The 12,243-nt window shown below is 71.1% G+C and carries 11 protein-coding genes; 2 read left to right on the plus strand and 9 right to left on the minus strand.

From position 1 onward, the window contains the following. The 5 genes from ACWFR1_RS05055 to ACWFR1_RS05075 all read right to left on the minus strand — a co-directional run. Positions 1-384 (minus strand): transposase (locus tag ACWFR1_RS05055; RefSeq protein WP_453546592.1); only part of this gene is annotated, 384 nt, incomplete at its 3' end. 152 nt (positions 385-536) lie between these two features. After that, positions 537-1,313: an IS21-like element helper ATPase IstB gene (istB, locus tag ACWFR1_RS05060; protein ID WP_453546880.1), complete on the minus strand. Its 777-nt coding sequence runs from the start codon at positions 1,311-1,313 to the stop codon at positions 537-539. Between the two features lie 44 nt (positions 1,314-1,357). Then, positions 1,358-2,110 (minus strand): Mu transposase domain-containing protein, encoded by a 753-nt coding sequence (locus ACWFR1_RS05065; RefSeq protein WP_453546594.1) that lies wholly within the window; start codon positions 2,108-2,110, stop codon positions 1,358-1,360. 912 nt (positions 2,111-3,022) lie between these two features. Further along, positions 3,023-3,685: a hypothetical protein gene (locus ACWFR1_RS05070; protein ID WP_453546596.1), complete on the minus strand. Its 663-nt coding sequence runs from the start codon at positions 3,683-3,685 to the stop codon at positions 3,023-3,025. Continuing rightward, a complete protein-coding gene (locus ACWFR1_RS05075; RefSeq protein ID WP_453546599.1) occupies positions 3,678-4,454 on the minus strand; it encodes a TetR/AcrR family transcriptional regulator in 777 nt (258 codons plus the stop codon). Before ACWFR1_RS05075 ends, ACWFR1_RS05070 begins: the two co-directional genes overlap by 8 nt. A 230-nt stretch (positions 4,455-4,684) precedes the next feature. On the opposite strand from ACWFR1_RS05075, the gene ACWFR1_RS05080 reads away from it, so the two are divergent. Next, the gene (locus tag ACWFR1_RS05080) at positions 4,685-5,752 is read left to right on the plus strand and encodes a tyrosine-type recombinase/integrase (RefSeq protein WP_453546601.1); all 1,068 of its coding nucleotides are present in this window, start codon (positions 4,685-4,687) and stop codon (positions 5,750-5,752) included. Between the two features lie 11 nt (positions 5,753-5,763). Here ACWFR1_RS05080 and ACWFR1_RS05085 read toward each other — a convergent pair whose 3' ends face one another. From ACWFR1_RS05085 to ACWFR1_RS05095, 3 genes are all read right to left on the minus strand, one after another. Next, positions 5,764-6,282, minus strand: a complete 519-nt coding sequence (locus ACWFR1_RS05085; RefSeq protein ID WP_453546603.1) for an anthrone oxygenase family protein — start codon at positions 6,280-6,282, stop codon at positions 5,764-5,766. Between the two features lie 78 nt (positions 6,283-6,360). Beyond that, the gene (locus ACWFR1_RS05090) at positions 6,361-9,075 is read right to left on the minus strand and encodes a bifunctional salicylyl-CoA 5-hydroxylase/oxidoreductase (RefSeq protein WP_453546605.1); all 2,715 of its coding nucleotides are present in this window, start codon (positions 9,073-9,075) and stop codon (positions 6,361-6,363) included. Positions 9,076-9,077: 2 nt separating this feature from the next. Further along, complete coding sequence (locus ACWFR1_RS05095; RefSeq protein WP_453546607.1) at positions 9,078-9,905, minus strand: enoyl-CoA hydratase family protein; 828 nt, start codon at positions 9,903-9,905, stop codon at positions 9,078-9,080. A gap of 252 nt (positions 9,906-10,157) precedes the next feature. On the opposite strand from ACWFR1_RS05095, the gene ACWFR1_RS05100 reads away from it, so the two are divergent. Next, the gene (locus tag ACWFR1_RS05100; protein ID WP_453546610.1) at positions 10,158-10,736 is read left to right on the plus strand and encodes an ATP-binding protein; all 579 of its coding nucleotides are present in this window, start codon (positions 10,158-10,160) and stop codon (positions 10,734-10,736) included. Positions 10,737-10,828: 92 nt separating this feature from the next. On the opposite strand, the gene ACWFR1_RS05105 is transcribed toward ACWFR1_RS05100, so the two are convergent. Next, complete coding sequence (locus ACWFR1_RS05105; protein ID WP_453546612.1) at positions 10,829-12,241, minus strand: amino acid permease; 1,413 nt, start codon at positions 12,239-12,241, stop codon at positions 10,829-10,831. Positions 12,242-12,243 lie beyond the last annotated feature (2 nt).

Consider the following 12,243-nt stretch of genomic DNA (forward strand, 5'->3'; position numbering starts at 1 on the left):
CTGGCAGTTGGTGACCTTGCCCGCGGTGCCGGTGTACTGCCGCGACACACACGCCGAGGCAGTGCCGTCCTTGAGGAACCCGGTGTCATCGAAGACCAGCACGGTGGGCCGGATCGCCTTCTCCATCCTCCAGGCCAGCCGGGCCCGCACATGCGCCGGGTCCCACGGACTGGTGGTGATGAAGTGGGCCAGGGCCTGACGGTTCCCGTCCTCACCCAGCCGGGCGGCCATCGGCTCGACCGACTTGCGCTGCCCGTCCGTGAGCAGGCCCCGCAAGTAGACCTGCCCCCACCGACGCTGGTCGTTCCTCGCGAACGGCTCGAAAACCTTCGCCGCGAAGTCCTCCAACTCACCACGCACAGCCGCAATCTCGTCCGGAGTCACACCCTCTCAACGCAACACCGAGCCAGAAGGACACGCTCAACCACAGCTGACCTGACCAAGCACTACTAGTACTGCAACGGTCTTTGGTCTGATGTTTGGCTCGTTCCACCATCGTCGCAGCCGGCCGCGCGCGTGACTCCACTCTGGGCCGGTCATGTCGCGTCCTTGGTGCCGCGTTCGGCCTCGGTGGCCTGGAACCGGTAGGACTCGGTGCCGGTCTGGATCAGCGTGCAGCGGAAGGTGATCCGGTCGGCGATGGCCGCGCAGAGCCTGGGCTCGTTGAAGATCGAGTCCCACTCGTTGAACGGGGAGTTCGTCGCGACCGCGGTCGCCTTGCGTTCCTCGCGCTCGGTGAAGATCTGGAACAGCAGCTTGGCACCCTTCTTGTCCAGGTCGAGGTAGCCGAACTCGTCCAGACACAGAAGATCGACTTTGCTGTAGCGGGCGATCACCGCGGACAGGCGCTTGCCGGTCGCGGCCTCGGCGAGCTCGTTCACCAGGGCGGCGGTCGTGGTGTAGCGGATCGACAGCCCGGCCTCGGCGATCGCGGTGCCGATCCCGATCAGCAGATGGGACTTGCCGGTGCCCGAGTCGCCGATCAGGACCAGCGGCCGGCCTTCCTGAACCCATGCCGGGTTCTTCAGCTCGCCGATGATCTCGGACGGGATGTGAGGGTTCTTGTCGAACCGGAAGTCCTCCAGCCGCTTGGGCCGCGGGAAACGCGCGGCCCTGATCAGCCGCTGCTGGCGACGCACCTCCCGGTCGCCATGCTCCATCCGCAGCAGGTCCAGCAGGAACTGTTTGTAGGTCAGCTGTTCGCGGCGGGCTGTCGCGGCGGTCTCGACGAACCGCTCGCGTAGGGCCGGGAGCCTCAGATCCCGGCAGAGCTCGTCGATCGCCGCGTCCTCGGGATCGCCGGGCAGCGGCATCCTGGTGGGCGGAACGTCGGCAGGGGCCTGCTCGATGGTGGGAGTCATGCGCTGGTGCCCTTCTTCGGCGTCGCCGCCGCGCTCGTCGCCGTGGTCACGACCGGCTTCAGCAGCCGGTCGTACTTGCTCATGTCCGGAAGCCCGACCCGTAGATCCGTCGGCAGCCGCTTGGTGTGCAGGGAGATCGCCTTCGCCCCGTCCTCGGACTCGCCGCCCTTCGTGCCGCTGACGCCGTCCCTCTCGCCGAGCACGTCGTCGGTGCTGTCGTCGTCCGGCTCGGCCCCGCACGTCTCCATCGCCTTGCGGGCCTCGATCGCCACCAGGTCGGTGCTGGCCGCGCCGATCCTCAGCACCGTGCTCATCCCGGCGATGACCGCGTCGGCGGGCAGCGTCCGGTGCAGCAGCAGCACCTCGATGAGCATCCGCGTGCCCTCGCGGTCACCGCACTTGCGCTTCGCCGCGGCCCAGAACGCCTCATGCGTCTTGGTGAACCCGCCTTCCGCGCGGGCCTGCGCCAACGCTGCCGCCCCGGCGAACGCACCAGGCTTGACCAGCAGGATCTCCAGATAGTGGTCGAGGATGTCGTGCGCGGTGTAGCGGCGAGCCAGCCGCGGGTGCCGGGCGACGACCACGCGACCATCGAAGACCCATACCTCGTTCGCCTTCGGCTTCACCCGCACCTTCGCGCCGATGAACCGAGCAGGCACCGAGTAGTAGCTCTGCCGCACGGTGACCCGTCCGTTGCGGTGCACCACCGGCGTCAGATCGATGCCCGTGTCGTACTCGTCCGCCGGCAACGGACCGAGCAGCGACTGTTCGGCAGCACACGTCCGCGAAGTCGACCTCGGCCTCCTCGCCCGGCCGCTTGGCCTGGGGCACCATCCCCTCCAGGAACCGCCGCCCCTCACGGGCCTCCAACTCGACCTCCACCCAGCGCCTGCGAACGTAGTCACGGACCGTGGAGTACGACGCCTCCTCGAAATCCCGCTCCGCCGCAAGCCGCTGAAGAATCCGGTCGATCGTGTGCCGCTGCTTCCTCGGCGCCCGCACATCCTCCCGGAGCACCTGGTCGATGAAGCCCTTCACCGGCTCCAGCACGCTCACCCGGGGAGGAGGTGACTTCCGCACCGGCGGCACCGGATGAATCAAAGCCTTCACGACCGTCTTGCGCGAGACCCGGTACCGCTGGGCCAACGTACGCTGCGACACCGTCGGATCGCTCCGACGGTCACGACGGATCCGCTCAAAGATCCACTCACGCGATCTGTACACCAGGTCTCCTGACACGACCTTGATCAACGCGCACAGCGCGACCGGCCAAACAGCCCAAGACCCTCATTACGCCGAAAGCGGCATGTCACACACCATCAGACCGGTTGGCTCCCCCAACTCGCTGCCCGAGCGGTGGTCCCCGTTCTCGCTGCCCGAGTGGTCCCCTTACGACCTGTCGAAAACAGCCTGACCACCGCTGGCCTCGGCCAGGCCGCTTGACCGACCGCGAGCCTTCCTCTTGGGGTGCCGTTAACGAGCCGCGAACCAGGTGACAAGTGGCCAGAACCGCAGGTGGAACGCCTCCTCGGCGGCGGCGCTGATCTGTTCCGGACCCGGTGCGCTGCCCGTAGGGATGGGCAACAGCGCTACGTCGAGGGCGACACGGCGCCCAGGGAGGCTGTGGCCGACCTGCCTCGATCACACCGAGGCTCCGGCCGTCAGGCGAGTCGCGTGAACTGCCGGGAGGGGCGCCTCAGGACCACGATGCCGACGGCAAGTGCCCAGTAGACAACCAGCGCCGCGGTCATGGCGGTATTGCCCCAGCCGACGGCACTGTAGAAGTCGGCCGCGTCCGTCCCGAAGAACAGCGATGGTACGAAGGCGAGGTTGACCGCTGAGACGGCATATGCCAAGCGCCCGGCCCAGCGCGGCAGCACCCCGCTGCGCAGGATCGCGTATCCGGCGGCCATCAGCAGGACCGCCGTCAGGAGCCGGGCCACCGACCCGTGCAGGAGCATGTTCGCGTGGGCCAGCGTGCCGTCGACGGTCGGGTCCATGGTCCCGTCGGGATGCTCCAGGACGGTCCCCGCCTCGATAGACGCAGCGACCAGGGTGACGGTGACATAAGCCAGCCCAGAGCCGAACACCAGGCTCGCCAGCCACTCGAACCCGGCGCCCGCGCCCCGGATCAGATGGCGCAGGCCCGTCAGGAAGACCAGGAGCGCGCCGCAGGTCAGGATGTTCAGCAAGATCCTGGCGAGCACGTTCGAGGCCGGCGGCGCCCCGGAGTACACGAAGTAGAGCGGGACGCCGACCGCAGCCAGTACCCCGGCGGTGATGCCGCACAGGCCCATTAGCTGTCGTATGCGGATGTCATCCATGACGTTCTTCCTTGTCTGGTGCAGAAAGGGGGTTGGAGTGGGCTCGGGCCTCGATGCCATCGAGCAGGCGCTGAATACCGAGGTGGACGATCGGCGTGACATCGCCGTCTTCCGCTTCGTCGAGCCCGTCCCCGCCTGTAAGTGAGCACAGGGTGGGGAACTGCTCCGGGTCCAGCCGCTCGGCCAGGACCTGGCCGTATACGGCAGCGCCCGCGGGATCGAGTTCGGTGGCCACTCGCGCCAGGTCGCGTACAGCACTGGAGATGAAGGTGGCGAGCGGAATGAGTTCTCCGCGGCGGAGGCCGGCGCGGTGGAGCGGGCTCAGCAGCGCCTCGAACCACGCCAGTTCGTTCGGCCCGACCGGTGCGCTGAGCGTGGGCGCCTGCAGGATCCAGGGGTGGCGGAGATAGAGGCCCCACAGCGCGTCCACCCATCCTTCGACCTCGGAGCGCCAAGCTTTGGCCGCTGCTGGTGCGGGTGGGCGGCCAGTAGCGGCGTCGGTCATAGCCGCGAGGAGCTGGTTCTTGCTCGGGATGTGCCGGTAGAGCGCCATCGCGGTACAGCCCAGCTCGGAGGCGATGCGTTGCATCGACAGTGCGTCCAGTCCCTCGACTTCGGCGAGAGCAATGGCTGTCCCCACGATCAGCTTGGCGCTGAGCCGGGGGCGAGGTTCCTCGGCATGGTCGGGAGTGGCGCGCCACAGGAGGTCTGCGACAGCACTCAGGTCGATCGTGCGATTGGGGCGCCTGGCGCGATCTGCGGGCAGCATGGACCTCTCCCCCTCGATGTGTTTACAACATACACAATGTATATGCCATAAACGTTGATTCCCGCACCCGGCCTGAGACCTGACGCCCCGTCAGAGTGCTGCCGCAGTAAATGCCGGATTTACTGCGGCGGAGCCTCTACGGTGATCTTCGCGACCTGCGGCGGGGCATTCCGGTCGCCGAGGCGAGGTGTACGCATTTACTGCGACAGTGTCGGAGAGGCGGGGCAGGCATGGCGATCGAACCAGTGACCGAACTCGGAACCGAGGGCGCGCTCCGGCTGCCGAGCGCCCGAGTGGTGCCCCTGTCCGCCGCTCCGTCGTCGTACACCGCGGCGGTCGAGCGGTACCTCACCGGCGCGGGCATCGCGAAGTCCTCCGCGCGGATCTACCGGATCTCGCTGACGACGTGGGGATGGATGCTCGCCGGCGAGCCTGCGCCGACCGGCCCGGCCCGCCGGGGCGCGAAGCCGCCCGTCTTCCCCGTCACCGCGATCGATGACCCGGCACTGCCGGAGGTGCTGGCCGAGCTGGCGGCGGCGCGGGCGGACGAGATGGACGCCGACACCGTCAACCGCGAACTGTCCATCGCACGCAAGGCGATCGGCTGGTGGCAGCGCCAGGGCTGGATCGAAGGCGATCCCACGATCGGCATCGAACGGCGGCCGGCACCACCGGACCGCACCAAGGCTCTCGCGGAGAACCAGATCGCCGCCCTGTGGCGCCTCGACGTCGCACTGCGGGAGAAGGCGCTATGGAAGATGCTCTACGAGTCCGCCGCGCGGGCCGACGAGGTGCTGTGCCTCGACGTGGAAGACCTCTGCCCACAGGACAAGCGCGGGAAGATCACCGCCAAGGGCGGCGCGACCGAGTGGATTCACTGGCAGTCGGGCACCGCCCAGCTCCTGCCCCGCCTCGTCGCCCGCCGCACCCGCGGCCCGCTGTTCCTCACCGACCGCAAGGCCCCGGCCGGAACACCGACGCTCGACGTGTGCCGGGAGACCGGCCGGGCCCGGCTCTCCTACCGCCGCGCTGAGGAGATCTTCGAGGAGAACACCCGGCTGCTGGCCAACCCCCTCGCCTCACCCGACGACATCGAGGACCTGGACGGCTGGACGCTTCACCGGCTACGTCACAGTGCCCTCACACACGACGCGGAGGACGGCACCTCCACCCCGATGTTGCTGGCCCGCTCCCGCCACGCATCCGTCCGCTCCTTGGAGCGGTACGCCCGTCCCGGCGTCGACTCGGTCGCCCGGCACATCGCCGAACGCGACCCCGCTGCACGCCGCCGCACGTAAATCTGAGCAGATCAGGGCTTCAAGATCATCCCGTTGCCCCTTTGACGCGTATCTCGGTCACACCCCGTCATCGCCCGGAGCAGGCAGGCGAGTCCCGCCACCGACAGGATCGTGCGGACCAGGTTCCAGGCCACCCAGGGATCTTCGAAGGCGGCTCGGGCGGCCGTCGGGTCGTCGGCGGCCGCGAGGGCGGCGTTGAGGGGCACGTTCCCCGCGGAGGTGACCAGGAAGACCGCCGCGCAGAGGACGAACCCGGCGAGCGTCCAGGCCCGCGCCCGGGTGGCCCGGTGCTGCCAGGCGGCCACCGCCGCGAGGATCGGCGCCCCGAAGAACGCGGTGAAGAACACCGGGTTCTGGATGACCTCGTTGATGTTCCGCATCACCTCGAAGAAGACCTTGTCGTCACTGCGTGCCAGCGCCGGCATCACCGAGCTGACGTACGCGAACATCACCCCCGCGACGAGTCCCGTCGCCAGCGCCGCCGCGCCGAGGACGACGCCGGCGCCCTTCCCACCCGTGTCCTGTGTCATGTCCCCATTCAAGTGGGGAACGGGGGGTGGAGAACATGGTTCCGCGTCGCGCCCGCATACGCGAGCGTCCAGGGCTCTCTACTCGCGGCGGCCCGTCGGGGGCGGGCGGCTGCCCGCGCGGTACGGGGCCGGCCAGGGCGCGGCCGGGCCCTCGTAGCCCTGCTCGGCCGCGGCGTGGAGGGTCCAGTGCGGGTCGAAGAGGTGCGGGCGGGCGAGGGCGCAGAGGTCGGCGCGGCCCGCCAGGAGGAGGGAGTTGACGTCGTCCCAGGAGGAGATCGCGCCGACCGCGATCACCGGGACACCGACCGCGTTGCGGATCCGGTCCGCGTACGGCGTCTGGTACGAGCGGCCGTACTCGGGGCGCTCGCCGGGGACGACCTGGCCGGTGGAGACGTCGATCGCGTCGGCGCCGTGGTCGGTGAAGGCGCGGGCGACCGCGAGGGCGTCCTCGGCGCTCGTGCCGCCCTCGGCCCAGTCGGTCGCCGATACGCGCACGGTCATGGGGCGGTCCTCGGGCCACACCTCCCGTACGGCGTCGAAGACTTCGAGCGGGAAGCGCAGCCGCCCGTCGAGGGTGCCGCCGTAGGCGTCGGTGCGGTGGTTGGTGAGCGGGGACAGGAAGCCGGACAGCAAGTAGCCGTGGGCGCAGTGGAGTTCGAGGAGGTCGAAGTCGCAGCGGGCGGCTCGGCGGGCCGCTGCGGTGAACTCCTCGCGCACCGACACCAGTTCGGTACGGTCGAGGGCGCGCGGAGTCTGGTTGACACCCGCCCTGTACGGGAGGGGGGACGCGGCGACGACCGGCCAGTTGCCCTCCGGGAGCGGCTGGTCGATGCCCTCCCACATGCGCCGGGTCGAGCCCTTGCGGCCGGAGTGGCCGAGCTGGACGCCCAGCGCCGTGCCGGGCGCCCGCGCATGGACGAAGGCGGTGATCCGCGCCCAGGCGTCGGCCTGTTCGTCGGTCCAGAGGCCGGTGCAGCCGGGGGTGATGCGGCCTTCGGGGCTCACGCACACCATCTCGGTCATGACGAGTCCGGGGCCGCCGAGGGCCCTGGCGCCCAGGTGGACGAGGTGGAAGTCGTCAGGGACGCCGTCCTCGGCGACGTACAGGTCCATGGGTGAGACGACGACGCGGTTGCGGAGGGTCAGTCCGCGGAGCCGGAACGGGGTGAACATGGGTGGCGTTCCGGGCGGGCAGCCGAAGTCGCGTTCGACGGCCGCCGTGAAGGCCGGGTCGCGCAGCCGCAGGTTGGCGTGGGTGACGCGGCGGCTGCGGGTGAGGAGGTCGAAGGCGAAGCGGCGGGGCGGCCGGTCGACATGGCCGGCGAGCTCCTCGAACCAGCGGAGGCTGGCGGCGGCCGCGCGCTGGGTGGACGCGACGACGGGGCGGCGCTCGGCTTCGTAGGCGGTCAACGCCTCGGCGAGGGGGCGGTCTTCGGTGAGCTGCGTGGCGAGGGCGAGGGCGTCCTCGACGGCCAGTTTGGTGCCGGAGCCGATGGAGAAGTGCGCGGTGTGGGCGGCGTCGCCGATGAGGACGGTGTTGCCGTACGACCAGCGTTCGTTGACGACGGTACGGAACGCGGTCCAGGCGGAGCGGTGGGAGCGCAGCTCCCGGCCGCCGAGCGCCTCGGCGAAGATCTTGGCGCAGCGGGCGGTGGACTCGGCCTCGTCGAGTTCGTCGAACCCGGCGGCCCGCCAGACCTCCTCGCGCATCTCGACGATGACGGTCGAGGCGTCCGCGGAGAAGGGGTAGGCGTGGAGCTGCATCACGCCGTGCTCGGTCTCGGCGATCTCGAAGCGGAAGGCGTCGAGAGGGAAGTCCGCGGCGAGCCAGATGTAACGGCAGCGGTGGGTGGTGATCGTGGGACGGAAGTGTTCGGCGTGGGCCTCGCGGGTGCGGCTGTGCACGCCGTCGGCGGCGACGACCAGGTCGTGGCCGGCGGCGAGCTCGGCGGCGGGCGGGGCCTCGGTGCGGAAGCGGAGCCGTACGCCGAGCTCGGCGCAGCGGGCGTGCAGGAGCTCCAGGAGCCGACGGCGGCCGAGGGCGGCGAAGCCGTGGCCGGTGGAGGTGGTGCGGTGGCCGCGGTGGACGACGTCGATGTCGTCCCAGCGCACGAGCTCCCGGCGGAGCGCCTCGTACACGGCGGGGTCGGCGTCCCGGATGCCGCCGAGGGTCTCGTCGGAGAGGACGACGCCGAAGCCGAAGGTGTCGGAGGGAGCGTTCCGCTCCCAGACGGTGACCTCGCGGGCGGGGTCGAGACGCTTGAGAAGGGCGGCGGCGTAGAGACCCCCGGGGCCGCCGCCGATGACGGCGATGCGGGTGGGGCGCGCGGGATGGCCGGGGGCTTGGGCGGCGGCCACGGTCCGGGCGGGCTCAGCCCGGACGTTCTCGGTCCGGACGTTCTCGGTCCGGGCGGGCTCGGTCCGGGCGGGCTCGGTCCGGGCGGGCTCGGTCCTGGCTGCTTCGGTCCGGGCGGGCTCGGCCCGGACGTTCTCGGTCCCGGCGGGCCCGGTCCTGACTGCTTCGGTCCGGTCGGCCTCGGGCCGGTCGAGCCCGGTCCGGTCGGGCCCGGTCCGGTCGAGCCCGGGCCGGTCGAGCCCGGGCCGGTCGAGCCCGGGCCGGTCGAGCCCGGTCCGGTCGGGCCCGGTCCGGTCGAGCCCGGGCCGGTCGGCCTCGGGCCGGTCGAGCCCGGTCCGGTCGGCCTCGGGCCGGTCGAGCCCGGGCCGGTCGAGCCCGGTCCGGTCGGCCTCGGGCCGGTCGAGCCCGGGCCGGTCGAGCCCGGTCCTGGCGGCCATGGTTAGCGGCCCTGCCATTTCGGCGGGCGCTTCTCCGTGAAGGCGGCGTGGAACTCGGCGTAGTCCTCGCCGTGCATCAGCAGGGCCTGGGTCGCCGCGTCCAACTCGATCGAGGCGGCGAGCGGCATGTCCAGCTCCGCGGAGAGCAGGGCCTTGGTCTGGGCGAGGGCGAGCGCGGGGCCGTCCGCGAGGCGGCGGGCGAGGGCGGCCGCGCGGGTGCCCGCGGCGCCCTCCTCGGTCAGCTCGCTCAGCAGGCCGATGCGCTCCGCCTCGGCCGCCAGGACGGGTTCGCCGAGCATGAGGAGCCGGGTGGCGTGGCCGAGCCCGACGACCCGGGGCAGCAGATAGGCCGCGCCCATGTCGCCGCCGGACAGGCCGACCCGGGTGAAGAGGAAGGCGAAGCGGGTGGTGGGGTCGGCGACCCGGAAGTCGGCGGCGAGGGCCAGGACGGCCCCGGCGCCCGCCGCGACGCCGTGGAGCGCGGCGACCACCGGGAAGGGGCACTCGCGGAGCGCGCGGACGACCTGGCCGGTCATCCGGTTGAAGTCGAGGAGCCGAGCGGTGTCGAGGGAGAGCGTGGCGCCGATGATCTCGTCGACGTCACCGCCCGAGCAGAAGCCGCGGCCCTCCCCGCCGAGGACGAGCGCGCGGACGGCCCGCTCGCGTGAGAGCTCGGCGAGCAGGTCGCGCAGGTCGGCGTAGGCGCCGAAGGTGAGGGCGTTGAGCTTCGCGGGGCGCGCGAGGGTGACGGTGGCGACACCCTCGTCGATGTCCAGGCTCAGGTGCCGCCAGCGTTCGGTACGGGTCGCGGAGCCGGTAAAGGGGCTCATCGGAAGGGCCTCCTTCCTCCGCTCGGAGGGTATCACTCTCCTGTGACCGTCGTCACGAGTACGCGATAAAGGAGGCGTGAGCGCGGGACCCCCTACGTCCCGCGCGACAGATGACCGAAGTCCCTACCGGCCGGGGAGGGGTGCCCTGGGAACGGGATATTGCGGCTCGTAAGGTTGAAACCAGGACGTCTCGGGATGCCCCCACCCCACTCGCCCACCTGCCGCCCCTCGGTGAAGGGAGCCCTGCCACCCATGCCCGAACCCATCGGACCCGCCGAACCCATCGGACCCGCCGGAGCCACCGGCCCCGCCGGAGCCACCGACCCCGCCGAAGACGCCGACCCTGCCGGAGTCACCACCTCGGCCGGCCCCGCCGGCACCGGTTCCGCCGTCTCCTGGCACATCCGGCTGCCCCACACGACCGCCGCCGTTCCGATCGCCCGCGCCCTCATCCGTACCGCGCTCAACGACATCGGCCCCGCCGCCGCCGACCTCCCCGACAGCGACACGGCCGAACTGCTCACCGCCGAGCTCGTCGCCAACGCCGTCGAGCACACCGCCGGCCGGGGTCCGATCGAGCTGGTCGTCGAGCTGCTCGCCGCGCCCGGCGGCTGTCAGATCGAGGTCCACGACGCCGAGCCGGCCGGCCCCGGCGAGCTCGTCTGCCCCGACCCCGACGTCGGGGTCGACCCCTGGCAGGAGCACGGCCGCGGCCTCCTCCTGATCCGCGCGCTCAGCAGCGACTGCGGACACCGCCCGACCACGCACGGCAAGGCGGTGTGGTTCACGCTCCCCGGGATTCCGGCGCAGCGCCGCCGCCAGGAGCCCTGACCGAGAGGCGGCAGGACTCGCAGGGCTCGGTCAGGAATTCTGAGCGAGCGGCAGGAGCCGCCCAGGAGCCCTGAGCGACAGGCAGGAGCCGGTCAGGAAGCCTGAGCGACAGGAGCCGCCGCGCCGAGGCGCGAGTGACGGCGCCCGTAGAGCGCGTACACCAGCGCTCCGACGACCAGGAAGACCGCGAACTGCACCCAGGTCGTCCAGCCCGTGCCCCAGATCAGGTAGAGGCAGAAGCCGATGCCGAGCACCGGGCTCAGCGGGAAGAACGGCACCCGGAAGGAACGCTCCAGCGCCGGATCGCGGCGGCGCAGCACGATCACCGCGAGATTGACGACCGCCATGACGGCGAGCGTGCCGATGGTGGTCAGGCCGACGACCACGTCGAGCGAGGCGAAGGCGGCCGGGACCGCGAAGACGCCGGCGACGATCCAGGTGTTGGCCACCGGGGTCGCGGAGCGCGGCGAGACCCGCTCGAAGATGCGGGGCACCAGGCCGTCGCGGGACATCGACATCAGGATGCGGGTCTGCCCGTACATCACCGCGAGCACGACGGACGCGATGGCGACGACCGCGCCGAAGGCGATGACCCCGCCGCCGACCGAGGAGCCGGTGACCTGGTCGACGACGAGCGAGAGCGCGGCGGGCTGACCGGCGACGGCGTCGGCGCCGAGGGCCCCGATCGCGGCGAGCGCGACCGAGCAGTACAGCAGAGTGACGAGCCCGATACAGATGAGGATCGCGATCGGGATGTTCCGGCGCGGGTTCTTCACCTCCTCGCCGGCCGTGGTGATCGCGTCGAAGCCGATGTACGAGAAGAAGGCCACCGAGGCGCCCGCGGTGATGCCGCCGGCGCCGTTGGTGAACGGCGAGAGGTTGCCGTCCTCGAAGGCGGAGAAGCCGATCGCGCAGAAGACGACGAGGATGCCGATCTTGAGGACGGCCATGGCGGCGGTCGCCCGCGCGCTCTCCCTGACCCCTCGTACGAGGAGGCCGGCGGCGAGCAGCACGACGACGACGGCCGGCAGGTTGACCACACCGCCGTCACCGGGTCCCGCGGAGAGCGCGGCAGGCAGCTGCCATCCGATGAGGCTGTCGAGCAGCTCGTTCAGGTACTGGCTCCAGCCGACCGCGACCGCCGAGACGGAGACGCCGTACTCCAGGAGCAGGCACCAGCCCACCAGGAAGGCGGTCCGCTCCCCGAGGCTCGCGTAGGCGAAGGAGTACGAGGAGCCGGAGACCGGGATCGCACTGCCCAGCTCCGCGAAGGAGAAGGCGGTGAAGACGCAGGTGATCGCGGCGAGCACGAAGGAGATGACGACCGCGGGCCCCGCCTCCGCCACGCTGTCGGAGAGTCCGACGAAGATGCCGGTGCCGACGATCGCGCCGACGCCGAAACACACGAGCTGGAAGAGGCCCATGGTGCGCTTGAGGCCGTGGCCTTCGAGGTCGGCGCCGGACTCGGCGATGAGCTGTTGCGGGGACTTGATCCGCGAGGACATGC

The organism is Streptomyces sp. NPDC055103, assembly GCF_053607625.1.